At 65.2% G+C, this 26,389-nt stretch carries 14 protein-coding genes; 6 read left to right on the top strand and 8 right to left on the bottom strand.

Features of this window, described 5'->3' with window-relative positions; translation table 11 throughout:
* Nucleotides 1-18 precede the first annotated feature (18 nt).
* Entirely contained in the window at nt 19-12,915 is a 12,897-nt protein-coding gene (locus TU80_RS03950) for a non-ribosomal peptide synthetase (protein ID WP_057003882.1), read from the top strand.
* 114 nt (nt 12,916-13,029) lie between these two features.
* On the opposite strand, the gene dsbG is transcribed toward TU80_RS03950, so the two are convergent.
* Genes dsbG through dsbD form a run of 3 tightly spaced genes read right to left on the bottom strand, consistent with a single transcriptional unit; the run spans nt 13,030 to nt 16,354 of the window.
* On the bottom strand, nt 13,030-13,791 hold the full coding sequence (gene dsbG / locus TU80_RS03955) for a thiol:disulfide interchange protein DsbG (protein WP_017845803.1): 762 nt from the start codon (nt 13,789-13,791) through the stop codon (nt 13,030-13,032).
* On the bottom strand, nt 13,767-14,627 hold the full coding sequence (locus TU80_RS03960; protein ID WP_046382546.1) for a TlpA disulfide reductase family protein: 861 nt from the start codon (nt 14,625-14,627) through the stop codon (nt 13,767-13,769). Before TU80_RS03960 ends, dsbG begins: the two co-directional genes overlap by 25 nt.
* The gene (gene dsbD / locus TU80_RS03965; RefSeq protein WP_057003883.1) at nt 14,627-16,354 is read right to left on the bottom strand and encodes a protein-disulfide reductase DsbD; all 1,728 of its coding nucleotides are present in this window, start codon (nt 16,352-16,354) and stop codon (nt 14,627-14,629) included. Before dsbD ends, TU80_RS03960 begins: the two co-directional genes overlap by 1 nt.
* 177 nt (nt 16,355-16,531) lie before the next feature.
* On the opposite strand from dsbD, the gene TU80_RS03970 reads away from it, so the two are divergent.
* The 5 genes from TU80_RS03970 (at nt 16,532) to TU80_RS03990 (ending at nt 21,314) form a co-directional block, all read left to right on the top strand.
* Nucleotides 16,532-17,212: a response regulator gene (locus tag TU80_RS03970; protein WP_046382548.1), complete on the top strand. Its 681-nt coding sequence runs from the start codon at nt 16,532-16,534 to the stop codon at nt 17,210-17,212.
* Nucleotides 17,212-18,531 carry an ATP-binding protein gene (locus TU80_RS03975; RefSeq protein WP_046382549.1) on the top strand — a complete coding sequence of 440 codons (1,320 nt, stop codon included), beginning with the start codon at nt 17,212-17,214 and terminating at the stop codon, nt 18,529-18,531. The genes TU80_RS03970 and TU80_RS03975 overlap by 1 nt, the downstream gene beginning before the upstream one ends.
* A 124-nt stretch (nt 18,532-18,655) precedes the next feature.
* Nucleotides 18,656-19,423 carry an N-acetylmuramoyl-L-alanine amidase gene (locus tag TU80_RS03980; RefSeq protein ID WP_057003884.1) on the top strand — a complete coding sequence of 256 codons (768 nt, stop codon included), beginning with the start codon at nt 18,656-18,658 and terminating at the stop codon, nt 19,421-19,423.
* A 174-nt stretch (nt 19,424-19,597) separates the two neighbouring features.
* Nucleotides 19,598-21,010: an aspartate aminotransferase family protein gene (locus tag TU80_RS03985; protein WP_046382551.1), complete on the top strand. Its 1,413-nt coding sequence runs from the start codon at nt 19,598-19,600 to the stop codon at nt 21,008-21,010.
* Between the two features lie 82 nt (nt 21,011-21,092).
* Nucleotides 21,093-21,314, top strand: a complete 222-nt coding sequence (locus TU80_RS03990) for an MbtH family protein (protein WP_017845810.1) — start codon at nt 21,093-21,095, stop codon at nt 21,312-21,314.
* Between the two features lie 73 nt (nt 21,315-21,387).
* Here the strand turns inward: TU80_RS03990 and TU80_RS03995 are convergent, their stop codons facing one another.
* From TU80_RS03995 to minE, 5 genes are all read right to left on the bottom strand, one after another.
* A complete protein-coding gene (locus TU80_RS03995; protein ID WP_057003885.1) occupies nt 21,388-23,556 on the bottom strand; it encodes a mechanosensitive ion channel family protein in 2,169 nt (722 codons plus the stop codon).
* Between the two features lie 72 nt (nt 23,557-23,628).
* The gene (locus TU80_RS33005) at nt 23,629-23,805 is read right to left on the bottom strand and encodes a hypothetical protein (protein ID WP_169796378.1); all 177 of its coding nucleotides are present in this window, start codon (nt 23,803-23,805) and stop codon (nt 23,629-23,631) included.
* Between the two features lie 146 nt (nt 23,806-23,951).
* Complete coding sequence (locus TU80_RS04000; RefSeq protein WP_046382553.1) at nt 23,952-25,241, bottom strand: M18 family aminopeptidase; 1,290 nt, start codon at nt 25,239-25,241, stop codon at nt 23,952-23,954.
* A gap of 161 nt (nt 25,242-25,402) precedes the next feature.
* Nucleotides 25,403-26,038 carry an RluA family pseudouridine synthase gene (locus TU80_RS04005; protein WP_015885133.1) on the bottom strand — a complete coding sequence of 212 codons (636 nt, stop codon included), beginning with the start codon at nt 26,036-26,038 and terminating at the stop codon, nt 25,403-25,405.
* Between the two features lie 96 nt (nt 26,039-26,134).
* Nucleotides 26,135-26,389 carry a cell division topological specificity factor MinE gene (minE, locus tag TU80_RS04010; RefSeq protein WP_003175252.1) on the bottom strand — a complete coding sequence of 85 codons (255 nt, stop codon included), beginning with the start codon at nt 26,387-26,389 and terminating at the stop codon, nt 26,135-26,137.

Consider the following 26,389-nt stretch of genomic DNA (forward strand, 5'->3'; position numbering starts at 1 on the left):
TTTCAGGCAGGAACCCCCATGATGGACGCCTTCGAACTTCCCCGCACCCTGGCCCAGTCCCTTCAACGCCGCGCCGCGCAGACTCCGGAGCGGATCGCTCTGCGTTTCCTCGCTGAGTCCGCCGAACACAACGTGGTCCTCAGCTACCGCGACCTCGACCGACGCGCCCGTGCCATCGCCGCCGCCCTGCAGGCCAACGCCGACCTGGGCGACCGTGCCGTGTTGTTGTTCCCCAGCGGGCCGGACTATGTGGCGGCGTTCTTCGGTTGCCTGTACGCCGGGGTGATCGCGGTGCCGGCCTATCCGCCGGAGTCCGCTCGTCACCATCACCAGGCGCGCTTGCTGTCGATCATCGCCGACGCCGAACCGCGCCTGTTGCTGACCATCGCCAGCCTCGGCGATGACTTGGCGCAGATCGAAAACGCGCCGCCGCTGCTGGCGGTCGACACCCTCGACAGCGCGCTTGCCGAGCGCTGGGTCGCCACCGATGTGCAAGCCGACGACATCGCCTTCCTGCAATACACCTCGGGCTCCACCGCCTTGCCCAAGGGCGTGCAGGTCAGCCACGGCAATCTGGTCGCCAATGAACTGCTGATCCGGCGCGGTTTCGGCATCGACCTGAACCCGGATGACGTGATCGTCAGCTGGCTGCCGCTGTACCACGACATGGGCCTGATCGGCGGCCTGCTGCAACCGATCTTCAGCGGCGTGCCCTGCGTGTTGATGTCGCCGGCGTACTTCCTCGGCCGGCCCTTGCGCTGGCTGGAAGCGATCAGCGAATACGGCGGCACCATCAGCGGCGGCCCGGATTTCGCCTATCGCTTGTGCAGCGAACGGGTCAGCGAATCGGCCCTGGAACGCCTGGATTTGAAGCGCTGGCGCGTGGCGTATTCCGGCTCCGAACCGATCCGCCTCGACACCCTGGAACGCTTCGCCGAGAAGTTCGCCCCGTGCGGTTTCACCGCGAACAACTTCTTCGCCTCCTACGGCCTGGCCGAAGCAACCCTGTTTGTCGCCGGCGGCCGCCGTGGCCACGGCATCCCGGCCCTGCGCCTGGATGCCCAGGCGCTGGCCGCCAACCGCGCCGAGCCGGGGCCGGGCGCGGCGATCATGAGTTGCGGCACACATCAGCCGGACCACGCGGTGCTGATCGCCGATCCCCACACCTTGAGCGAACTGCCTGACAACTGCGTCGGCGAACTCTGGGCCAGCGGCCCGAGCATTGCCCACGGCTACTGGCGCAACCCCGAAGCCAGCGCCAAGACCTTCGTCCAGCACGCCGGCCGCACCTGGCTGCGCAGCGGCGACCTGGGCTTTTTCCGCGAGGGCGAGGTGTACATCACCGGGCGCTTGAAAGACCTGCTGATCGTGCGCGGCCACAACCTCTACCCGCAGGACATCGAGCAGACCATCGAGCGCGAAGTGGAGGTGGTGCGCAAAGGCCGGGTCGCGGCGTTCGCGGTGAATGAGCAGGGCCAGGAAGGCATCGGTATCGCCGCTGAGATCAGCCGCAGCGTGCAGAAAATCCTCGCGCCGCAAGCGCTGATCACGGCGATCCGCCAAGCCGTGGCCGAAGCCTATCAAGAGGCGCCGTGCGTGGTGGTGTTGCTCAACCCCGGCGCGTTGCCGAAGACCTCCAGCGGCAAGCTGCAGCGCTCGGCATGTGCGTTGCGTTACGCCGATGGCAGCCTCGACAGCTATGCGCAGTTCCCCGGTCTGCAAGGGGCGGCCAGTGATGTCGCGCTGGGGTCCACCTTGCAGACCCAGATCGCGGCGATCTGGTGCGAGCAGTTGCAGGTGGCGACGGTAGCGGCGGATGACCACTTCTTCCTGCTCGGCGGCAATTCCATCAGCGCGACCCAAGTGGTTGCGCGCCTGCGCGAAACCCTGGGCCTGGAACTGAACCTGCGCCTGCTGTTCGAAGCGCCGACCTTGTCGGCCTTCGCTGCCGATGTGGCACAGTTGCAGCAGGATGGCGGCGTCGCTCAAGGCACGATCCAGTGCTTGTCGCATGAGGATGAACTGCCGCAATCCCTCGCACAGAATCGCCTGTGGATCACCTGGCAACTCGACCCGCAGAGCCACGCATACACCATCCCCGGTGCCCTGCGCCTGCGCGGCGAGCTGGATGCAGACGCAGTGCGCGCCAGCTTCGCGCACCTGATCCAGCGCCACCCAGCCCTGCGCACGCGCTTCTACGAACGGGATGGGCAAGCCTTCCAACGGGTGTTGGCCAGCAGCGCATTCGACTTGCACGTCATCGACCTTGGTGACCTGCCCGCCGCCGCGCGCGAAGCCCGGGCGCAGCAGATCCGCGAGGAGCAGGCGCACACCGCGTTCGACCTGGAAAACGGCCCGTTGCTGCGGGTGAGCCTGGTGCGCCTGGACGACGAAGATCATCAGTTGCTGGTGACGCTGCATCACATCATCGCCGACGGCTGGTCGCTGAATATCCTCATCGATGAGTTCTCGCGCCTGTACGCCGCGGCGTCCCAGGGCCAGCCCCTGCAACTGCCGCCACTGGCCGTGCAATACGCCGACTACGGCAACTGGCAGCGCCAATGGTTGGCCGAGGGCGAAGGCCAGCGGCAACTGGCGTACTGGAAGGCGCAGTTGGGAGACGAACACCCAGCCTTGAGCCTGGCCACCGATCACCCGCGTGCAGCGCGGCAACGCAACAGTGCTTCGCGCCACAACGTGCGTCTGGGCGCAAGCCTCAGCGCGGCGATTCGCCAGACTGCCCAGGCCAACCAATCGACGCCGTTCATGCTGTTGCTCGCGGCGTTCCAGACCTTGCTCTACCGCTACAGCGGCCAGCGCGACATCCGCATCGGCGTGCCCAGCGCCAACCGCCCGCGCCAGGAAACCCAAGGCCTGGTCGGCTTCTTTATCAACACCCTGGTACTGCGCGCCGAGCTGGACGGGCGCCTGCCGTTCAACCAGCTGTTGGCGGCCACGCGCCAGGCGGCAGTGGGCGCCCAGGCCCATCAGGATCTGCCCTTCGAGCAACTGCTCGAAGCGTTCCCCCACGCCCGCGAACAGGGCCTGTTCCAGGTGATGTTCAACCATCAGCAGCGCGACCTCGGCGCTTTGCGTCGCCTGCCGGGCCTGCTCGCCGAAGAACTGGCGTGGCACAGCCGCGAAGCCAAGTTCGACCTGCAATTGCACAGCGAAGAAGACCGCAACGGGCGCCTGAGCCTGGCGTTCGACTACGCCGACGAATTGTTCGAAAGCACCACCATCCAACGCCTGGCCGAGCACTTCATCAACCTGCTGCACGCCGTGTGCGAGCAACCGCAGCGGGCCCTCGGCGACCTCAAATTGATGCAACACGACGAACAGCGGCCCTGGAGCGAAGCGCCTTGCGCGCCGGCCCGGCAATGGTTGCCCGAACAGCTCAACCAACACACCTCGGACCGCACCGCGCTGGTCTGGCAGGGCGGCAGCCTGAGCTTTGCCCAACTGCACACCCAGGCCAACCGCCTGGCCCATTACCTGCGCGACAAGGGCGTCGGCCCCGACGTGTGCGTGGCCATCGCCGCCGAGCGTTCGCCGCAACTGTTGATCGGCCTGCTGGCGATCATCAAGGCCGGCGGCGCCTACGTGCCGCTGGACCCGGATTACCCCGCCGAGCGCCTGGCCTACATGCTCAAGGACAGCGGCGTCCACCTGCTGCTGACCCAGACCGCGTTGCTGGCGCAATTACCCACGGCCGAAGACGTGTGCGTGATCGCCATGGACGGCCTGCACCTCGACCGCTGGCCGACCCAGCCGCCGGGCCTGCATCTGGACGGCGAGCACCTCGCCTACGTGATCTACACCTCCGGCTCTACCGGCCAGCCCAAGGGCGTGGGCAACACCCATGCGGCCCTGGCCGAGCGCTTGCAGTGGATGCAGGCCACCTACGCGCTGAATGACAACGACGTGCTGCTGCAAAAAGCCCCGATCAGTTTCGACGTGTCGGTGTGGGAGTGCTTCTGGCCGCTGATCACCGGCTGCCGCCTGGTGTTGGCGGGGCCGGGCGAGCAGCGCGACCCGCAGCGCATCGCGCAACTGGTGCAGGCCCATGGCGTGACCACTCTGCACTTTGTGCCGCCGCTGTTGCAGCTGTTTATCGACGAGCCGTTGGCGGCCGAATGCACCAGCCTGCGCCGTCTGTTCTGCGGCGGCGAAGCCTTGCCCGCCGAGTTGCGTGACCGTGTGCTTGCGCGGTTGCCGGCGGTGCAGTTGCACAACCGTTATGGCCCGACCGAAACCGCGATCAACGTCACCCATTGGCACTGCCGCGCCGAGGATGGCGAGCGCTCGCCGATTGGCCGACCGCTGGGCAATGTGATCTGCCGCGTGCTCGACGAACAGCTCAACCCGTTGCCAGCGGGGGTGCCGGGCGAGCTGTGCATCGGCGGCATCGGCCTGGCACGCGGTTACCTCGGCCGCGCCGGGCTCACCGCCGAGCGTTTTATCGCCGACCCCTTGGGCGCGCCGGGCAGCCGTCTGTATCGCAGCGGTGACCGCGCACGCTGGAGCGCTGACGGCGTGCTCGACTACCTCGGTCGTCTCGATCAGCAGGTCAAGTTGCGCGGCTTTCGCGTCGAACCGCAAGAAATCGAAGCGCGCCTGCTGGCCCTCGACGGTATCGCCCAGGCCGTGGTGCTGGTGCGCGATGATCAATTGATCGGCTATTACACCGCCACTGCCGCGCTCGACGCCCAAACCGTCAAAGCCGCCCTGGCCGCTGGGTTGCCGGAATACATGGTACCTGCGCACCTGATGCGCCTGGACGCCATGCCCCTGAGCCCGAGCGGCAAGCTGGACCGCCGTGCGCTGCCCGAGCCGGTGTGGCAAACCCGCGAACACGTTGAACCCGAGAGCCCGTTGCAGCAGCAGATTGCGGCGATCTGGCGCGAAGTGCTGGGCCTGCCGCGGATCGGCCTGCGCGATGATTTTTTCGCCCTCGGCGGCCATTCGTTGCTGGCCACGCAAATCATCTCGCGCACCCGGCAGGCGTGTGACGTCGAGCTGCCGTTGCGCACCCTGTTCGAAGCCAGCGAACTCGGCGCATTTGCCGAGCAGGTCGGGCAGATCCAGGCCGCCGGCCAACGCAACCAACAGACCGCCGTCGCCCAGGTCGACCGCAGCCGGCCGGTGCCGCTGTCCTATTCCCAGCAGCGGATGTGGTTCCTCTGGCAGTTGGAGCCGGACAGCCCGGCGTACAACGTCGGCGGCATGGCGCGTTTGCGCGGGGTGCTCGACGTGGGGCGTTTCGAGGCCGCGTTGCAGGCCTTGGTCATGCGTCACGAAACCCTGCGGACCACCTTCCCGAGCGTCGATGGCGTGGCCCATCAGCAGGTGTCGGCGCAGACCGGCCTGCGCATGGGCTGGCAGGACTTCTCGGCGCTGAGCCACCTCGAATGCGAGCAACGCTTGCAGCAGCTGGCCGATGTCGAGGCGCACACGCCGTTCAACCTGGAAACCGGGCCGCTATTGCGCGTGTGCCTGGTCAAGGCCGGCGCGCAGGAACATTACCTGGTGCTGACCTTGCACCATATCGTCACCGAAGGCTGGGCCATGGACATCTTTGCCCGTGAACTCAGCGCGCTGTACGAAGCCTTCATCGATGAGCGCGACTCGCCGCTGGCGCCGCTGCCGGTGCAGTACCTCGACTACAGCGTGTGGCAGCGCCAGTGGCTGGAGTCCGGCGAGCGCCAGCGCCAGCTCGATTACTGGATCGCGCAATTGGGTTATGAGCATCCGCTGCTGGAACTGCCCGGCGACCGCCCGCGGCCGCCGGTGCAAAGCCACCGCGGCGGGCTGTACCGTTTTGATTTGAGCGACGAACTGGCCGCGCGCGTTCGGGCCTTCAATGCTGCGCACGGCCTGACCCTGTTCATGAGCATGACCGCCACGCTGGCGGTGTTGCTCTACCGCTACAGCGGCCAGACCGACCTGCGCATCGGCGCTCCGGTGGCCAATCGGATTCGCCCGGAAAGCGAAGGGCTGATCGGCGCCTTCCTCAACACCCAGGTACTGCGTTGCCGGCTCGACGGGCAGATGAGCGTCGGTGAGTTGTTCGAGCAAGTCCGCCACACCGTGATCGAGGGCCAGTCTCACCAGGACCTGCCGTTCGACCATCTGGTGGAAGCGCTGCAACCACCGCGCAGCGCGGCGTACAACCCGCTGTTCCAAGTGATGTGCAACGTGCAGCGCTGGGAATTCCAGCAGCGCCGCCAACTGGGCGGGATGAGCGTCGAGTACCTGGCCAACGATGCGCGTGCGACCAAGTTCGACCTCAACCTGGAAGTCACCGACCTCGACCATCGCCTGGGATGCTGCCTGACCTACAGCACCGATTTGTTCGATGAGCCGCGCGTTGCGCGCATGGCCGAACATTGGCGCAACCTGCTCGAAGCGCTGATCGCCGACCCGCAGCAACGCCTCAGCGAACTGCCGATGCTGGGTGCCGACGAGCAGCACGCATTGCAGCGCAGCCTGGGAAGCGACGCGGCTGAACAGCGCCTCGACCAGTGCCTTCACTCACTGTTCAACCAGCAGGCACTGGCCCGTGCCGACGCGCCGGCACTGACGTTTGCCGGTGAGACCCTCAGCTACCGCGAACTGAATGCCCGCGCCAACCGCCTGGCCTGGATGCTGCGCGAGCGTGGCGTCGGCCCGCAGGTGCGGGTCGGCCTGGCGTTGCCGCGCTCCCTGGAAATGGTCATCGGCCTGCTGGCGATTCTCAAGGCCGGCGGCGCCTATGTGCCGCTGGACCCGGAGTACCCGCTGGACCGCCTGCATTACATGATCGAAGACAGCGGCATCGGCTTGCTGCTCAGTGATGCGGCGATGTTCGCCGCCCTCGGTGAACTGCCGGCGACGCTGGCGTGCTGGTGCCTGGAAGACGACCTGCCGGTGCTGGCGAACTACCCGGCCAGTGAGCCGCCGTTTCTCAGCCTGCCGCAACACCCGGCGTACCTGATCTACACCTCCGGCTCCACCGGCAAGCCAAAAGGCGTGGTGGTGTGCCACGGCGAAATCGCCATGCACTGCCAGGCCGTGATCGAGCGTTTCGGCATGCGCCCGGATGACTGTGAGCTGCACTTCTATTCGATCAACTTCGACGCCGCCACCGAGCGTTTGCTGGTGCCGTTGCTCAGCGGCGCACAACTGGTATTGCGCGCCCAGGGCCAGTGGGATGCCGAGCAGATCTGCGGGCTGATCCGCACCCATCGCATCAATGTGCTGGGCTTCACCCCGAGCTACGGCAGCCAGTTGGCGCAATGGCTGGCAACCCAGCGGCAGACCTTGCCGGTGCGGTTGTGCATCACCGGCGGCGAGGCGCTGACCGGCGAACACCTGCAGCGCATCCGCGCCGCGTTCCAGCCGCAGGTGTTTTTCAACGCCTACGGCCCGACTGAAACCGTGGTGATGCCGCTGGCCGGCCTCGCACCGCAGCACTTGGCGGAGGGCGTCGGCAGCGTGCCGATCGGCAGCATCGTCGGCGCCCGCGTGGCCTATATTCTCGACGCCGATCTGGCCCTGGTGCCGCAAGGCGCGAGCGGCGAGTTGTACGTCGGCGGGGCAGGGCTGGCGCAGGGTTATCACCAGCGTCCGGGGATGACGGCGGAGCGTTTTGTCGCGGACCCCTTCGCGGCCCGTGGCGGTCGCCTGTACCGCACCGGCGATCTGGTGCGCCAACTGAGCGATGGCCAGGTGGAATACCTCGGGCGGATCGACCATCAGGTGAAGATCCGTGGTTTCCGCATCGAACTGGGCGAGATCGAAACGCGCCTGCTTGAACATCCCGCCGTGCGGGAAGCGGTGGTGCTGGCGCTGGATTCGCCGAGCGGCAAACAGCTGGTGGCCTATCTGGCCAGCGACGCCGAGCACGGCCCCTTGCGCGACGCCTTGAAGGCGCACCTCAAAGCGCAACTGCCGGACTACATGGTGCCCGCCCATTGGCTCGTGCTGGACAGCATGCCGCTGACCGCCAACGGCAAGCTCGACCGCCGCGCCTTGCCGCCGCCGGATGCCGAGGCGAATCGCCAACACTACGTGGCGCCGCGCAACGCGCTGGAGCAGGCGTTGGCGGCGATCTGGTGCGCGGTGTTGAACGTGCAGCAGGTCGGTCTCGACGATAACTTTTTTGAACTGGGCGGCGATTCGATCCTGTCGATCCAGGTGGTCAGCCGTGCGCGCCAGGCCGGGATTCACTTCAGCCCGCGGGATTTGTTCCAGCACCAGACCGTACAGACCCTGGCCGCCGTCGCCACGCGCGCCGAGCAGGTCAGCGCCGAGCAAGGCGTGCTGAGCGGCCGCTCGGGGCTCACGCCGATCCAGCAGTGGTTCTTCGAGACAGAGATTCCCGCGCGTCAACACTGGAACCAGGCGCTGGTGCTCAAACCGCTGCAACTGCTCGATCCCCATCGCCTGGAGCAAGCCCTGCTGGCGGTGCTGGAACAGCATGACGCGCTGCGCCTGAGCTTCACCCGGCGCGACGCGCAATGGCACGCCGAACACCTGGCCGTGCCGGAGGGCGGTGTGCTGATGCAGGCGCAAGTGTGTGATCTGCAACAGTGCAGCGCGTTGTTCAGCGACACCCAACGCAGCCTCGACCTGGCCCACGGCCCGCTGTTGCGCGCGTTGCTGGTGGACGGCCCGCAAGGCCAGCAGCGCCTGCTGATCGTGATCCATCACCTGGTGGTGGATGGTGTGTCGTGGCGTGTGTTGCTTGAGGATCTGCAAAACGGCTATCGCCAATTGAGCGACGGCCAATCCGTCAGCCTGCCGGCCAAGACCAGTGCCTTGCGCGACTGGGCCGCCCGCTTGCAGGCCTATGCCGGCAGCGAATCCCTGCGCGAAGAATTGTGCGTCTGGCAGGAGCGCTTGGCCGGTGCGGCGGTGCCCTTGCCGGTGGCGCGCCCGCACGGCGCATTGCGCCATCGCGATGCCGAGACGCTCAGTGTGCGCCTGGACGCCGAACGCACCCGCCAGTTACTGCAACAAGCCCCCAGCGCTTATCGCACCCAGGTCAACGACCTGCTGCTGACTGCCCTGGCCCGCGTACTGTGCCGCTGGAGCGGTCACGCCTCGGCGCTGATCCAACTGGAAGGCCACGGCCGCGAAACCCTGTTCGATGAGATCGACCTGACCCGCAGCGTCGGCTGGTTCACCAGCGCCTATCCGGTGCGCCTGACGCCGCTGGCGGAGCAGGGCGCATCGATCAAAGCCATCAAGGAGCAACTGCGCGGCGTGCCGCACAAAGGCCTGGGCTACGGCGTGCTGCGCTACCTGGCGGACGACCTGTGCAAACAGACGATGGCCGCACTGCCGAGTGCCGACATCACCTTCAACTACCTCGGCCAGTTCGACCAGAGCTTCGGCGCCGATGCACTGTTCCACCCGCTGGAGGAATCCGCCGGCCTCGCCCATGACCCGGATGCGCCGCTGCCCAACGAACTGAGTGTCGACAGCCAGGTGTACGGCGGCGAACTGGTGCTGCGCTGGACCTTCAGCCGCGCACGCCACGATCAGCAGACGATTGGCGAGTTGGCCGCGGCCTACCTGGACGAACTGCACAGCCTGATCGCCCATTGCCTCAAGGACGACGCCGGCGGCCTCACGCCTTCCGACTTCCCCCTGGCGCGCCTGACCCAGGCGCAGTTGGACGCCTTGCCGGTGCCCGCCAGTGCGATCGAAGACGTGTACCCGCTGACCCCGATGCAGGAAGGCCTGCTGCTGCATACCCTGCTTGAACCGGGCACCGGCCTCTACTACATGCAGGACCGCTACCGCATCGACAGCGCCCTCGACCCCGAGCGTTTCGCCCAGGCCTGGCAAGCGGTGATCGCCCGTCACGAAGCCTTGCGCGCCTCGTTCTGCTGGAACGTCGGCGAGGACATGCTGCAAGTGATCCACAAACCCGGCAGTACGCCGATCGAGTACCTGGACTGGCGCGCCGTTGCCGAGGCCGAACAGGAACCGCGCCTGCAAGCGCTGCTCAAGGCCGAGCGCGAAGCCGGTTTCGATCTGCTCAACCAGGCGCCGTTCCACCTGCGTCTGATCCGCGTCGCTGAAGCGCGCTACTGGTTCATGATGAGCAACCACCACATCCTCATCGATGCCTGGTGCCGTTCGCTGTTGATGAATGATTTCTTCGACCTCTACACGGCCCTCGGCGCAGGCCACGACGCGCAACTGGCCACGCCGCCGCGTTATCGCGACTACATCGCCTGGCTGCAACGCCAGAACCTGAGTGCGGCGCGCCAGTGGTGGCAGCACAACCTGCGGGGCTTCGAGCGCACCACGCCGATCCCCAGCGACCGCCCGTTCCTGCGCGAACACGCCGGTGGCAGCGGCGGCATGGTAGTGGGCGATTGCTACACCCGCCTCGATGCCCGCGACGGTATACACCTGCGCGAACTGGCCCAGGCCCATCAACTGACCGTCAACACCTTTGCCCAGGCCGCGTGGGCCCTGGTGCTGCGGCGCTTGAGCGGCGAGCGTGACGTGCTGTTCGGCGTCACCGTGGCCGGGCGTCCGGTGGACATGCCGGACATGCAACGGACCGTCGGCCTGTTCATCAACAGCATCGCGCTGCGTGTGAAGCTGCCCGAGGAGGGCCAACAGTGCAGCGTGCGCCACTGGTTGAATGGCCTGCTCGACAGCAATATGCAACTGCGCGAGTACGAATACCTGCCGCTGGTGACCCTTCAGGAACACAGCGAATTGCCCAAGGGCCAACCGCTGTTCGACAGCCTGTTCGTGTTCGAAAACGCCCCGGTGGAAGTCTCGGTGCTCGACCGTGCGCAAAGCCTGAACGCCACCTCGGACTCCGGCCGCACCCACACCAACTTCCCGCTGACGGCCGTGTGCTATCCGGGCGATGAGCTTGGTTTGCACCTGTCCTACGACCAGCGTTACTTCGATGAAAGCACCGTGCAGGGCATGTTGAGTGAGTTCAAGCGCCTGCTGCTGGCGCTGATGCAGGGTTTTCATGGCGACATGGCCGAGCTGCCATTGATGGGCGCGCAGGAGCGTGAATTCCTGGTACACGGCTGCAACCGGAGCGAGCACGCCTACCCGCTGGAGCGCAGCTATATCGAGCTGTTCGAAGCCCAGGTGGCGCAGCATCCGCAACGCATCGTCGCCACGTGCCTCGACCGACAGTGGACGTATGCCGAGTTGAACCGGCGCAGTAACGGCCTGGGCCACGCACTGATCGCCGCGGGTGTCGGCCTGGATCAGCCGGTGGCATTGCTGGCGGAGCGCAGTCTCGATTTGCTCGGCATGATCATCGGTAGCTTCAAGGCCGGTGCCGGTTACCTGCCGCTCGACCCGGGGCTGCCCGGTCAGCGTCTGAGCCGGATTATCGAGCTGAGCCGCACCCCGTTGCTGGTGTGTACCGAGGCGTGTCGCGAGCAGGCCATTGAGCTGCTGCAAGGCGTGGAATGCCAGTTGCTGGTGTGGGAGGAGGTGCCTGCTCGTGGGGCGAACCCCGGCATTTACAGTGGCCCGGACAACCTTGCCTATGTGATCTATACCTCGGGCTCCACCGGCCAGCCCAAAGGCGTGATGGTCGAACAGCGCGGCATGCTCAACAACCAGTTGAGCAAGGTGCCGTACCTGGACCTGAGCCCGGTGGATGTGATCGCGCAAACCGCCTCGCAGAGTTTCGATATTTCGGTGTGGCAGTTCCTTGCCGCGCCGCTGTTCGGCGCGCGGGTGGATATCGTGCCGAATGCCGTCGCCCACGATCCCCAGGGCTTGCTCGCCCATGTGCAGGCCCAGGGCATCAGCGTGTTGGAAAGCGTGCCGTCGCTGATCCAGGGCATGCTGGCCGAGGCACGCATCCGCCTGGACGGCCTGCGCTGGATGCTGCCGACCGGCGAAGCCATGCCGCCGGAGCTGGCGCAGCAGTGGTTGCTGCGTTACCCCGAGATTGGCTTGGTCAACGCTTATGGTCCGGCGGAATGTTCGGATGATGTGGCGTTCTTCCGTGTCGACCTGGCCTCGACCCGGGGCACTTACCTGCCGATTGGTGCGCCGACCGACAACAACCGCTTGTACGTGTTGGACGCTGCACTGGCGTTGGTGCCGCAGGGCGCGGTGGGCGAGCTGTGCGTCGCCGGTACCGGCGTAGGGCGCGGTTACGTCAGCGACCCGCTGCGCACCGCCCAGGTGTTCGTGCCCAACCCGTTCGGCGCCGCGGGCGAGCGTCTGTACCGCAGCGGCGACCTGGCACGGCGGCGCAGCGATGGGGTGCTGGAGTACGTCGGGCGTATCGACCATCAGGTGAAGATCCGCGGCTACCGCATCGAGCTGGGGGAAATCGAAGCGCGTCTGCATGAGCAAGCGGCAGTGCGCGACGCGGCGGTCGGGGTGCAGGAGGGCGTCAGTGGCAAGCATCTGGTCGGCTATCTAGTGGCCGCTGATGCTGCGTTCAACCCTGGCGAGTGCCTGGAGCGCATCAAGCAACACCTGCGTTCTGAACTGCCGGAATACATGGTGCCACTGCATTGGCTCTGGCTCGAGCGCCTGCCGCTCAACGCCAATGGCAAACTCGACCGTAACGCCCTGCCGGCCCTGGAGATCGGCCAGCTGCACAGCCAGGGCTACCTGGCGCCGCGCAATGAGCTGGAAACCACCTTGGCCGCAATCTGGGCCGAAGTGCTGAGAGTCGAAAGGGTGGGCGTGCAGGACAACTTCTTCGAACTGGGCGGGCACTCGTTGCTGGCCACGCAGATCGCCTCGCGCGTGCAAAAGACGTTGCAACGGGATGTGCCGTTGCGGGCGATGTTCGAGTGCAGCACGGTGGCGCAGTTGGCCGAGTACATCGATGGGCTGGCGGCGACAGCGATCAGTGCCGAGAAGGTGGATCGGTTGAGTGATTTGATGGCGGAGTTGGAGGGCCTGTAATTTTCGCTGCCTGCATGGGCCTCATCGGGGCAAGCCCCCTCCCACACTCGACCGGGTTCATGCCTTCAAATGTGGGAGGGGGCTTGCCCCCGATAGCGTCAGTCCAGACGCCGCCTATTTCGGCCCAAGGATCTTCACCAACTTATCCGGCGACGGCGCCCCTTGCTGTTGCTGCAAGCCGCCCTTGTCATCCAGATAGAAAATCGCTGGCGTCGCCGACAACTCCAGCTCATCCATCAACTTCATATTGGCCTCGAGCTTGGCTTCAATCGCCGCCGGGATTTTGTCCAGCGCCTGCAACTTGCTGCCCTTGCCGGCGGCTTCGTGTTCTTGCAGGGCTTTTTGCGGGTCTGGGCTGGCCAGCAGGGCGGCGGATTTGCCTGGGCTGTCTTGGCGGATGATGCCGACCATGATGTGACGCAACTGCACCTTACCGGCCTTGACCCAGGGCCGCGCCTGTTCCCAGAACATGTTGCAGTACGGGCAGTTGGGGTCGCTGAACAGGTAGACCGTGCGCGGCGCGTTGGTGTCGCCGTCCTGGATCCAGCTGCTTTTTTCCATCTTCGCCCAGACTTCCTTGGCCATCGGCGCGTACACCAATTGTTCCAGGGGCGCGCTGCTCAGGTCATTGCCCTGGGCGTCGTACAGGGTGCCGGCGAGCACGCTTTTGCCGTCGGCGCTCAGGTACAGCGCCATGCCGCGGTTCTGGTACTGCGCGGCGTAGCCGGTGAGGCCGCTGGGGGCGTCGAACTTGCCGAGGATCTTGGCGCCCTTGGCTTCGATCTGTTTGATCGGGGCCGGCCAGTCTTCGGCCTGGGCCAGGGTGGCGGCCATGCTCAGTGATAACAGGGTCAGCAGGTGGCGGAGGCGGGGCATGTCGGTTTCCTTGTAGGGGGCGTGACGGCGGGGGCGGTGTCGAAGGGTTCCATGGCACGGGCCAGGCTGGCCTGGGACAGTTCACCGAGGTGGCTGTTGATCAGGCGTCCATCGGCTTGGTAGAACAGCGTGGTCGGCAAGGCCATGGAGCCCACGGCCTGGCCGAGGCGGCCGCTGGCGTCGAACAAGACGTTGTCCAGGGTCAGGCCCTGGGTCGCCAGGTAAGTGCTGACGCTTTGCATGCTTTCGGCCTGGTTGACGAACAGGAACGTCACGTCGGGGCGTTGGCGTTGGGCGCGTTCCAGTACTGGCATTTCCCGACGGCACGGCGGGCACCACGTGGCCCACAGGTTGATCACCAGCGGGCCGCCCTGGTAATCGCCCAGTTGCACCACCTCGCCGTTGGCGTTGCGCAGGGTGATGTCCGGCAGGCGCGAGCCCTTGTCATACAGGCTCAGCGACAGGCTGGTCATACCCCAGAACAGCAGGCCGGTGATGACCCCGGCACTCAACGGTTTGCGCAGGGCCGGGCGGCGCCAGCCATACAGCAGCGCGCCGAGGATCAGTGCAATGACGCCGGGCCAGGCGAGAAAGCCGCCGTCGCGCAGGTCGACGATCTGCAACGGGTCGTTGCGGTAGTAACTCCAGTACATCAGCACAAAGCTGACGCGGGCCGTCAACATGCCCAGCAGGAACAGGCTGAACAGCACCGACTCCGGGTTCTCCCCGCCACGCTTGGCCACGCGCCAGCCCACCAGAGTGGCGAGAATCAGCGCGCCGATCAGCAGGATGTGATTCAGGGCGATGGCGAAGGTGCCGATGGTCAGGGTCAGCATCAGCGGGCATCCCGCGTCTGGGTCCAGCGTTGCAGGAACGTATCGGCATCGACTTCGCCGGTAATGCGTCGGGCGCGGCGTTCTTCACCGTCCGGGCCGATCCATACGAAGCTCGGTGGCCCCGGCACTTTGTAGCGATCGAGCAGTGCGCGGCTGGCGGCATTGTCGGCGGTGACGTCCAGGCGCAGCAGGCGCACGTCTTTCAAGGCGTCCATTACGTGGGGTTTGCCGAACACCTGTTTTTCCATGATCTTGCATGACACGCACCAGTCGGCGTAGTAATCCACCAGCACCCATTGGCCCTGGGCCTTGGCGCTGTCGAGCTGGCTTTGCAGCACGGCCGGGTCGTTGATCGTCATGAACGCATCGTGGGCACTCGGCGCGCCGCTGATCCGCGAGCCGCTGTAGACCTTCAGCGGTTGCCACACATCGTCGCTGCCACCTGCCGCACCGACCAGCAGCAAGCCGCCCCACAACCCGAGCACCACGGAAACGGCGCCGGACAGCATGGCGACCCGCCCGAAATCCTGGGCCAGGCGCCAGCCGCAATAGGCCATGGCCATGGCCAGCGCGCCCCACAGGCCGAGCCACAGGTTTTCCCCGACCACTGGGCGGATCATCAACACGGCGGTGGCCAGGAACAGGAAGCCGAACACGCCCTTGAGCACGTTCATCCAGGTGCCCGGCTTGGGCAGGAAGCGGTTGCCCACGGTCACCAGCAGCAACAGAGGCACGCCAATACCGATGCCCATGGCGAACAGGATCAGCCCGCCGTGCAGGGCATTACCGCTCTGGGCGATATAGAGCAGGGCGCCGGCCAGGGGCGCGGTCATGCAGGGGCCGACCAGCAGGCCGGACAGCGCGCCGAGCACTCCGGCGCCGATCAGGCTGCCGCCGCTCTGGTTGCGGCTGACGTTGTCGAGGCGATCGCGCAGGGCCACCGGCAGTTGCAGTTCGAAAAAGCCGAACATCGGCAGGGCCAGGATCACGAACAAGGCCGCGAAGCTGCCGAGTATCCACGGGGTTTGCAGCAGCGCCGCCAGGTTGCTGCCGAGCAGCGCGGCCAGTACGCCCAGCGCGGCATACACCAGCGCCATGCACACCACGTAGCTGCCGGCCAACGCAAAACCGCGACGCGGGTTGGCCCCGCTGCCGACCACCAGGCCGGCGAGGATCGGCAACATCGGCAACGAACACGGGGCAAACGCCAGCAACAGGCCCAGGCCGAAGAACACCAGCAGGCTCCACCCCAGGCTGCGCTGCTGCAGGCCGCTGGCCAGGCTCTGGTCCTGGGCTTGTGCGGTGGCGGCGACGGCCGGGTTGCCGCCCAGGTCCACGGTCATCGACTGTGGCGGGTAACACAGGCCGGCATCGGCACAGCCCTGCCAGCCCAGCTTGACCTGGCCGGTCGTCCCCGCCGGAATCTTCACTTCGAGGCCTTGGCGGTATACTTGCTGTTCGCCGAAGAACTCATCGCTATGGGCTTCACCCTCGGGCAGCGCGGGTTTTTCGGCGAGGCCGTCGAACTTCATGCGTTGTTGGTACAGGTAATAACCATCGGCTATCTGCCAGAACAGCTGGGTTTCGCCGGACTCCAGGCGTTCGGACGTCAAGGTGAAGGCCTTGCCCACCGGGAGGAAGTCGGGTTTGGTCTCGAACGGGTTACCCGGCGCAGCCTGGGCGAATCCCGCGAACAACATCAGCAGTAAGGTAAATAGATGCCGCATGGTCAAGCCTTAGTTCGATGCAAGTGAGGCACACAATGTGTGGCGTTGATTAACCGATGATTAACCGGACGCTATTCTAGAGCGTAGGGATTATCTGATGTTGCGAACTTTGCCGGCATAATGCGCGCTTAATCGATCTGTCTTCTAATCCCCCCCATCTTTCATGAAGGGTTCAGCATGCACGTACTGGTCTGTGAAGACGACGAACTGATCGCCAGCGGCATCGTGGCCGGCCTCGGTGCCCAGGGCTTTACCGTCGAGCGCGTGGCCACCGCCGCCGCCGCGCGGGCGATGCTCAAGGCTGCCGAATTCGACATCATGGTGCTCGACCTCGGGCTGCCCGACGAAGACGGCCTCAAGTTGCTGCAACAACAGCGCAGCCAGGGCCTGGAAATTCCGGTGCTGATCCTCACCGCGCGGGATTCGGTGACCAACCGCGTCGACGGCCTGCAAGCCGGCGCCGATGATTACCTGCTCAAGCCCTTCGACCTGCGCGAACTCGCCGCGCGCCTGCAAACCTTGCTGCGCCGCGTGGCCGGGCGCAGCGTCAACCTGATCGAACACGGCCGCCTCAGTTACGACCCGAGCAGCCGCGAAACCCTGCTGGCCGGGCAGCCCGTGGACCTTTCCCGCCGTGAACAAGCGCTGTTGCAGGCGCTGCTGCACAACAAGGGCCGCGTGCTCTCCAGCGAACAGCTCAAAGACAGCGTCTACGGTTTCAACGACGAACTGGAAAGCAACGCCCTCAACGTGCATATCCACCATCTGCGGCGCAAATTGGGCAACGGCATCGTCGAAACGGTGCGTGGCCTGGGCTACCGCCTGGGGCCGGCGGATGGTGGAGAGAGCGCTTCGTGATGAGCCTGCGCCTGCGCCTGACCTTCAAGCTCGGTGCCGCTTTTGTGTTGATCTGGGCGCTGGCGGCGGCCTGGATGCTCAACGATCTGCGCAACCAGATGATGTTCTCCCTCGACCAGCGCCTGGTCGCGTCGGCGCGTATGGTCGCCGGTTTGATGGAGCAGATGCCGGGCCTGGCGAGCAGCGCCGAGGGCAAGCACTTCAGCGCCGAGCAACTGAACGTGCCGGGCGGCATGGCCTGTCAGGTCAGTTCCTTGCGCGGCGAAGTGTTGGCGCGCAGCCACACCACGCCGGACCAGGGGCTGGAATCCCATCGCAGCGGTTTTCGCGACCAGATCATCGACGGCGCGGCGTGGCGCAGCTTCACCCTGGCCCGTGGCGATCTGTTCATTACCACCGCCGACCGCCAGGTGGAGCGCGAGGCGTTGAACCTGTCGATCCTGCTGGCGGCCTCGGTGCCGGTCGGTGTGGCGTTGTTGGGCTGCCTGTGCCTGCTGTGGCTGGGGATCGGTCAAAGCCTGCAGCCGCTCAATCGCATGCGCGATGCATTGATGCGGCGCAGCGCCGATTCCCTCGAACCGTTGCAGATCCACCCGCTGCCCAGCGAGCTGAAACCGCTGCTCGACACCCAGAACCAGCTGTTGCAGCGCATTGCCAAGACCATCGAGCGCGAACGCCGCCTCACCGGCGACGCCGCCCACGAACTGCGCAGCCCGCTGACTGCGATCAAGACCCACCTGCAAGTGGCGCGCATGACCGACGGCGCGGCCCGCGACCAGTCCCTGGCCCATGCCGAGGAGGGCGCCGACCGCCTGCACCGCACCCTCGAGCAATTGCTGTTGCTGGCACGGGTGGAGGGCAGCCTGTCGTTCGACGACGGCGTGCAGTCGAGTGCCGAGCAAGTCGCACGGCTGGCGATCCAGGATGCCAACGCCGGCGACAACCAGCGCATCGACCTGATCCTGCCGGACGACCTCAGCGATACCCCGCTGGAAATGCCGGTGGGCCTGGCCGTCGCGGCCCTGCGCAACCTGCTGGACAACGCCCTGCGCCACACCCCGGCCGATACCCGGGTGGAGCTGAGTGTGTTGATGGCCGGCGATCAGGTGGTGTTCCGCGTGCGCGACCACGGCAAACAGATCGCCAGCGAAGACCTGCAATACCTGACCCAGCGCTTCTGGCGCAACGGCAACAGCGAGGGCTGCGGCCTGGGCCTGGCGATTGTGCAGGCGATCGTCCAGCGCTGCTCCTGCTCGTTGACGTTCGACAGCCAGCCGGATGGCCTGCGGGTCGATCTGGGCATGCCGCTGCGGCGCTGACCCGCGTTCTTTCGTGTGCCAAATAGTTACCGCCCGCCTGACGTTCAACCCTTCAGGATGGCGGTCATTGTTTTGCGCTTGAACGGGCCGAATGACTCGGCCTGTACCGAAAAGGACGCTTCTTATGTTGGTCATCGATACCAGTTTTCCCGCCAAGGACTTCAACGCACGCAACGGCGAGCCCGTGGCGCAAGTGGTCCTGCATTACACCGCCGCGCCCTTTATGTCATCCCTGCACACCCTGACGCGACACGGCGTCAGCGCGCACTATCTGCTGCCTGATCCGGCCGAGCCCGGCTACCGCGCCGCCGGTTACGACGAGTTGCGCGTGTTCCGCCTGGTGGATGAGAGCCAGCGCGCCTGGCATGCCGGGGCGAGCCACTGGGGCGGACGGGACAACCTCAACAGCCGCGCGATCGGCATCGAGGTCGTCAACCTGGCGCGGGATGAGGGCGGGGTGTTTACCTTTCCTGCGTACCCTCGGGAGCAGGTGGAGGTATTGATTGAATTGCTGCGCGACATTCTCGCGCGTTACCCGCACATCGGCCCGAGCGACATCCTCGGGCATTCGGATGTGGCGTACTGGCGCAAGAGCGATCCGGGGCCGCGCTTGCCTTGGCGCGGCCTGTTCGAGGCGGGCGTGGGGGCCTGGTTCGATGACGCGACGCGGGCGATGTATCAGCGCCGCTTTTGTGTCGGGTTACCGCCCGAGGTGGAAGTGGAGCGGGCGTTTCAGCGCTACGGGTATAAACCGGCGCAGAATCGCCAGGCGTTCGAACTGCGGACCCGCGCGTTTCAAATGCACTTTCGGCCCAGGGATTACGGCGGGGCCCTGGATGCTGAGACGTGTGCGATTTTGTATGCGCTGAATGACAAGTATCGGGGCCTTTGACAGCGAGCGCGGCTCAATTGGCGGCGCTTGATCCGTCCGTTAACCGCCACAACACCTAAATCCATTCGACGCTGGTGCGTTTCCACAACAGGCAATCCGCGCGCAGGCCCTTGGGCCAGACGCCAACGGATCGGCAGTTTGGTCACCATCACCCGCGTATCGAGGGATCCAGAGATGTCAGTCGCTACCAGCCAAATCGCAGACGCTCGGGTGCAGGTCAGCCCGGCACCCGTGGAAACGCTCTACCAGTTCGATGAAAGCCCGCTGCTGGCACGCCAGCGCCAGCAGGAGTCCAACGCCCGCAGCTACCCGCGGCGCATCCCTTTGGCACTCAAGCGCGCCAAGGGCATCTACGTGGAAGACGTGGAAGGCCGCCGTTTCATCGACTGCCTGGCCGGCGCGGGTACCTTGGCGTTGGGGCATAACCACCCGGTGGTGATCGCCGCCATCCAGCAGGTGTTGAGCGACGAACTGCCGTTGCACACCCTCGACCTGACCACCCCGGTCAAGGATCAATTCGTGCAAGACCTGTTCGGCCTGTTGCCGGCCGCGTTGGCGCAGGAAGCGAAAATCCAGTTCTGCGGCCCCACTGGCACTGACGCGGTAGAAGCCGCGTTGAAGCTGGTACGCACCGCCACGGGGCGTAGCACGGTGTTGTCGTTCCAGGGCGGTTATCACGGCATGAGCCAGGGCGCGCTGAGCTTGATGGGCAGCCTGGGGCCGAAGAAACCCTTGGGCGCCTTGCTCGGCAATGGCGTGCAATTCCTGCCGTTCCCCTACGATTACCGCTGCCCGTTCGGCCTGGGCGGCGCGCAAGGCGTGCGGGTCAACCTGCATTATCTGGAAAACCTGCTCAACGACCCGGAAGCCGGGGTGCTGTTGCCGGCGGCGGTGATTGTCGAAGTGGTGCAGGGCGAGGGTGGCGTGATCCCGGCGGACCTCGACTGGCTGCGCGGCCTGCGGCGGATTACCGAGCAGGCGGGTGTGGCGTTGATCGTCGATGAAATCCAGAGCGGTTTCGCGCGCACCGGCAAGATGTTCGCCTTCGAACACGCGGGCATCATTCCGGATGTGGTGGTGATGTCCAAGGCCATCGGCGGCAGCCTGCCGTTGGCGGTGGTGGTGTACCGCGACTGGCTCGACACCTGGTTGCCGGGCGCCCATGCTGGCACCTTCCGTGGCAATCAGATGGCGATGGCGGCAGGGTCGGCGGTGATGCGCTACCTCAAGGAGCACGACCTGGCCGGCCATGCGGCGGCGATGGGCGAGCGCCTGGCGGAGCAGTTGCGCATCCTGCAGCGCGACTTTGCGCAATTGGGCGATATTCGCGGGCGCGGGTTGATGCTCGGCGTGGAACTGGTGGACCCGAACGGCGCGCCGGATATCCAGGGCCACCCGCCGGTCCACCGCCAACTGGCGCCGCTGGTGCAGCGCGAATGCCTCAAGCGCGGCCTGATTCTGGAACTGGGCGGCCGCCATGGCAGCGTGGTGCGCTTCCTGCCGCCGTTGGTGATCAGCGCCGCCCAGATCGACCAGGTCGCCGAGATCTTCGGGCGTGCCCTGGCTGCGGCGGTCGCCAGCCTCTAATTTTTTACCCGCCTGGTACGTTCCTACAGATATCAGCGCTGCGCGTGGTGCGCAGCCGGCCTTTGAGCGATGGAGAACAGCAATGACCTCAGTATTCGACCGCGACGACATCCTGTTTCAGGTAGTGGTCAACCATGAAGAACAGTATTCGATCTGGCCCGACTACAAGGCCGTGCCGGAAGGCTGGCGAACCGTGGGCAAGAGCGGCATGAAGAAGGAGTGCCTGGCCTACATCGAAGAGGTCTGGACCGACATGCGGCCGTTGAGCCTGCGCCAGAAAATGGACGGCACCGCGCTGGCTTGAGCCCGCGACACTGACATCAGCGAAGATCCAATGTGGGGGCTCGATCGCTTGCTCCCACATTGACCCTCAGGACTCAGGCGTTCTTGTCTTTCTCCAGCCCGCCCGACGCGCCGGTCACCACTTGCACACTCAGGCGCGGCGTGGCCAGGTCCAGCCCAGCCTCGTCCAGATGACGTTTCAGCGACAGGTTGAACGCCCGCGACACTTCCCATTGCTTGATCGGCGCGGTCTTGAAGCGCGCCCGCAGAATCGCGCTGCCCGACTCGAAACTTTCCACGCCCTGAATCTCCAGCGGTGACCAGATATTGCGGCGTTGCAGCGGGTCGTTGCGCATTTTCTGGCCGACGTCGCGCATCAACTTGATCGCATCGTCGATTTCCATGTTGTAGGGGATCGCTACCCGGAAGATCGCGTAGCCGAACTCACGGGAGTAGTTCTTGATGCTCTTGATCTCGCTGAACGGGATGGTATGCACGATGCCGTCGATGTCGCGCAGGCGCACGGTACGGATGGTCAGGCCCTCGACCGTGCCGAGGTGGCCGCCGACGTCGACGTAGTCGTCGATGGCCAGGGAGTCTTCGATGATGATGAACAGGCCGGTGATCAAGTCCGCCACCAGCGACTGCGCGCCAAAACCGATGGCCAGGCCGATCACACCGGCACCGGCCAGCAGCGGCGTGACGTTCATGCCCATGTTGGCCAGGGCGACGATGGCGGCAATGATGAAGATGGTCACGAACAGCACGTTGCGGATCAGCGGCATCATGGTCTGCGCACGGGCGTTGGCCAGGCCTTTGCGCGAACGGGTGAGGGCGTGATGGATCGCGGTGTCGCTGAGAATCCAGATCAGCCAGGCAAACAGCAGCGTGCCGCCGAGGCCGAACAGCTTGACGCTGATTTCATGGCCGTCGCCTTCGGTGAAGCGGATCAGCGACAGGCCCCAGACCCGTAGCCCCAGCTCGATAAACGTCAGCCACACCAGCAGGTGGGCGAGGGTGTAGACGAAACTCTTCAAGCGCTCGGAGTACAGCGCATGGCGCTTGTGCCCGCGTTGCGGCTTGAGGGCATGGCGGCGTACCAGGCCGTTGATCACCATGCACAGCACCAGCAACACCGTGCAGAGCAGCGACTGGCGCAAGGCGGTGCTGGTGTCGCCGGCGGAGACGAAGGTGGCGAACAGTGAAATGCCGACCAACAGCAAGGCCGGGATGTACCAGAAGGTGCCGATGATTTCGATCGTGTCGCTGAGGGCGCGGCGGGTCAGGCGACGGGACAGCGGCTGGTTGCGGATCAGGTGCGCAATCGGCCGGCGGAAGCGCAGGATGAACACACCGGTGGACAACGCGGCCATCACATTGGCGACGGTTGCCGCCGTGTGCGCCAGGTGCTGGCCAAGCGCAGCGACCAGCCTGGGGTCGCCCAGGGCTTCGCCAAAGGCGGCGAAACTGCCGATCCACCACAACGGCCGGAACGCCTGGCGCCGCAGGATATACAACGCGTGACGGCGATGGGGACCGTCGAGCACGGAGAATGCGATCACGCAGATCGCCGAGAAACAGGTGCCGACCACCAGCGCATACGCCAGCACCATCGCCAGGGATTTGCCCAGGGACGAGGGCAACGCGTAACTCAGGTACACGGTGATCACCAGCGCGATCAGCCACGGCCCCAGTTTGCGCAGGGCGAAGCGCAGCATGTCCCAGGTGCGCGGGTGTTGCGGCAGTTCTTCGGTCAGGCCGAAGCGTTCGCGCACCCGGTGGCTGAGCCAGATCAGCGCGGCGGCCAGCAGGCTCCACACGGCGAGGATCAGGGCAAAACCGAAGATGATCGGCAGCCATTCGTTGGCCGGCAGCATCAAGGCCTCGAGTTCATCCGTGGCCATGTCCACTTCGTCGGACCAGCGTCCCAGCGGGCTGTCGGCGCCGGAAAACTGCTGCTCAAGGCCGGACAGCGTGCTGCCGATCAGCCCGAGCACGCCTTGTTCGGCGGCCGGCTGGGCCTTTTGCGTGGTCTGGCGCAGCTTTTTCAGGTCGTTGAGCAACTGGGTGCGTTGCTGGTCGTTTTCCAGGGTCTTGATCACCTCGTCCAGCGACTGACCCAGCGGCAGCTCGGCCTGGGGTTGCGGCTTGCTGGTGCCACCCAGCAGCCCGGGCAAACCCACGGCCTGGGCCGGGGCGAGCGGGAGCAGGGTGAGCAGGGCGATCAGCAAACAGCAGGGCAGGGCAAGCAGACGGGAAAGCACGAGGCGGTCAACCTTGAAAACGACGAATTGACCGAGTGTACGAGGCCCCTATGCCCAATGCGAGTGCATTTGTTATTCAGCGAGTTTAGCGAGGATCTTGTAAACCACGGTGCCCAGAATCAACAGCATGCCGATCCACATGCTGAACACGCCGAGGGGCTTGTCACGAAAGTTGAAGCCGACCGCGAGCATGATCATGCCGATCAGGATAGGGATGAGCATGGCGTGGAAGGAGGACATGGTGATCATGAGGCGATGGCCTTCTCAGAGTGGGAATACTGACAAGTCTAGGTGGGATTGCGGGAAATGCAGGTGATATAGATCAGGTCCACGCGAAGCCAAATGTGGGAGGGGGCTTGCTCCTCCCATATGTTTAACTGCATTCGGCCTTTGGATCAGGGCAGATCGCGGCTTGCGTAGAACGCGCCGAGCACTTTCACCAGATGTGCCAGGTCATGGCTGCCGCACAGTTCGCGAATGGAGTGCATGGCGAACGTCGGCAAACCGATGTCGACGGTCCGCACGCCCAGGTGGCTGGCAGTGATCGGGCCGATGGTCGAGCCACAGCCCATGTCGCTGCGCACCACAAAGCTCTGCACCGGGACTTCCTCGGCCATGCACAGGTGGCGGAAGAAACCGGCGGTTTCGCTGTTGGTGGCGTAGCGCTGGTTGCTGTTGACCTTGATCACCGGGCCGGCATTGAGTTTCGGGCCGTGGTTGGCGTCATGCTTGTCGGCATAGTTCGGGTGGACGCCGTGGGCATTGTCGGCCGATACCAGCAGCGATTTCTGAATGGTGCGGACAAATTCGTCACCTTCGGGCAGCAGGCGGCGCAGGGTCTGCTCGAGCATCGGGCCATCGGCACCGCAGGCCGAGCAGGAGCCGACTTCTTCGTGGTCGTTGCACACCAGCACGCAGGTTTCATCGGTCTCGCTGGTGAGCAAGGCTTGCAGGCCGGCGTAGCACGACAGCAGGTTGTCCAGGCGGGCGCCGGCGATGAAGTCGCCATTGAGGCCGATCACGGCGGCGCTTTGGGTGTCGTAGAAGCTCAGCTCGTAATCGAGCACCACATCGGCGTTCAGCCCGTGCTCGCGAGCCAACTGCTCGGTGAGCACGGCGCGGAAGTCCACGCGCTCGTCGCCGGCGAACTGCGCGAGGATCGGCGGCAGTTCGGTCTGGGCATTGATCGCCCAGCCCTGGTTGGCTTCACGGTTCAGGTGGATCGCCAGGTTGGGGATGATGGCAATCGGCAGCTTGAAGTCGATCAGCTGGCTTTCGACCTTGCCGTCGCGGCGGAAGGTCACGCGGCCGGCCAGGGACAGGTCGCGGTCGAACCACGGCGCCAGTAATGCGCCGCCGTAGACTTCGACGCCCAGTTGCCAGAAACCCTGGCGTTGCAGCTCGGGTTGTGGCTTGACCCGCAGGCACGGGCTGTCGGTGTGGGCGCCGACCAAGCGGATACCGCCCTGCAGCGGCGAATGGCGGCCGAGCTTGAAGGCGATGATCGAGGAGTCGTTGCGGGTCACGTAATAGCGCCCGTTGGCTTCGGTGGTCCAGGTGTCGCGCTCGTCGAGACGCTGGTAACCGGCCGCTTCGAGGCGTTGGGCCAGGGCCGCAGTGGCATGAAAAGGAGTAGGGGAGGCCTTGAGGAAGTCGATCAGGCCTTGATTCAACGCTTCGCGCATAAATAGCTCCAGACAGCAATGCGCGGAGTTTACCGTTCGATGGCGAGAAGTGCACAGCACAAATGTGGGAGGGGGCTTGCCCCCGATGGCGGAGTGTCAGTCACTGCATTTGTTCACTGACCCACTGCAATCCCCTTCCACATTTGACGGTGTTTACAGCTTTAGAAGGGCGCCGGGCACTCGAAGCGCAGCCGCTCGCCGCTTTGCGGGTGGGTGAAGCTCAGCATGCTCGCGTGCAGGCACAGGCGCGGCCAGGCGGCCAGGGCTTGTTCATGGGCGTACAAGCCGTCGCCGAGCAGCGGGTGGCCGATGGAAAGCATGTGTACCCGCAACTGGTGCGAGCGCCCGGTGATCGGCGTCAGCTCGACGCGGCACCAGTCACCGCAACGCTCCAGCACCTTCCAGAAGGTCAGCGCATGCTTGCCGAACTCGTGGTCGACCACATGGCGTGGCTTGGTCGGCGGATCGTAGCGCAGGGGCAGGTCGATGCTGCCGCTGTCCAGTTCCGGTTGACCCCAAGCCAGGGCGGTGTAGGCCTTTTCGGTTTCGCGGTCATGAAACTGGCGGGACAGTTCGCGGTGGGTGTCGGCGTCCCGCGCGAGCAGGATGATCCCGGAAGTTTCCCAATCCAGGCGATGGACGATTCGGGCCTCTGGGTAGCCGTTTTCCTGCAGACGGGTGATCAGGCAGTCCTTGTTGTCGTCGGCGCGGCCGGGCACCGAGAGCAGCAGAGTCGGCTTGTTCACCACCAGGACGGCGGCGTCCTGGTAGAGGATATGGATGTTGGACAACGGCATTAAACAGCCTCGTAACAAACGCCAACGGCGGCTCGATCACCCGGCTCCCGCAAAGGGATCAAGGTGACGGAGCCGCCGTGGCGACCGCCCTTTCGATCAACGATCGGGCAGGGTGATATTGAGTTCCAGAATCGAGCAGCTGCCGTCGTTTTCCAGGGCGACATGTACGTCGTCGTTACCGATATTGACGTACTTGCGGATCACCTCGACCAGTTCCTTCTGCAAGGCTGGCAGGTAGTCCGGGGTGCTGCGTTGGCCGCGTTCGTGCGCCACGATGATCTGTAGACGCTCTTTCGCTACCGACGCGGTACTTGGCTTTTTGTTGGCGCGAAAGAAGTCGAGAAATTTCAT

Source organism: Pseudomonas veronii (assembly GCF_001439695.1).
GTDB lineage: Bacteria > Pseudomonadota > Gammaproteobacteria > Pseudomonadales > Pseudomonadaceae > Aquipseudomonas > Aquipseudomonas veronii.

Bases quoted from the DNA above. Each gene is read 5' to 3' on its own strand.
- TU80_RS03950 (WP_057003882.1), top strand. From the start codon at position 19: ATGATGGACGCCTTCGAACTTCCCCGCACCCTGGCCCAGTCCCTTCAA.
- dsbG (WP_017845803.1), bottom strand. From the start codon at position 13,791: ATGCCCCGCCTCCGCCACCTGCTGACCCTGTTATCACTGAGCATGGCC.
- TU80_RS03960 (WP_046382546.1), bottom strand. From the start codon at position 14,627: ATGCTGACCCTGACCATCGGCACCTTCGCCATCGCCCTGAATCACATC.
- dsbD (WP_057003883.1), bottom strand. From the start codon at position 16,354: ATGCGGCATCTATTTACCTTACTGCTGATGTTGTTCGCGGGATTCGCC.
- TU80_RS03970 (WP_046382548.1), top strand. From the start codon at position 16,532: ATGCACGTACTGGTCTGTGAAGACGACGAACTGATCGCCAGCGGCATC.
- TU80_RS03975 (WP_046382549.1), top strand. From the start codon at position 17,212: ATGAGCCTGCGCCTGCGCCTGACCTTCAAGCTCGGTGCCGCTTTTGTG.
- TU80_RS03980 (WP_057003884.1), top strand. From the start codon at position 18,656: ATGTTGGTCATCGATACCAGTTTTCCCGCCAAGGACTTCAACGCACGC.
- TU80_RS03985 (WP_046382551.1), top strand. From the start codon at position 19,598: ATGTCAGTCGCTACCAGCCAAATCGCAGACGCTCGGGTGCAGGTCAGC.
- TU80_RS03990 (WP_017845810.1), top strand. From the start codon at position 21,093: ATGACCTCAGTATTCGACCGCGACGACATCCTGTTTCAGGTAGTGGTC.
- TU80_RS33005 (WP_169796378.1), bottom strand. From the start codon at position 23,805: ATGATCACCATGTCCTCCTTCCACGCCATGCTCATCCCTATCCTGATC.
- TU80_RS04000 (WP_046382553.1), bottom strand. From the start codon at position 25,241: ATGCGCGAAGCGTTGAATCAAGGCCTGATCGACTTCCTCAAGGCCTCC.
- TU80_RS04005 (WP_015885133.1), bottom strand. From the start codon at position 26,038: ATGCCGTTGTCCAACATCCATATCCTCTACCAGGACGCCGCCGTCCTG.
- minE (WP_003175252.1), bottom strand. From the start codon at position 26,389: ATGAAATTTCTCGACTTCTTTCGCGCCAACAAAAAGCCAAGTACCGCG.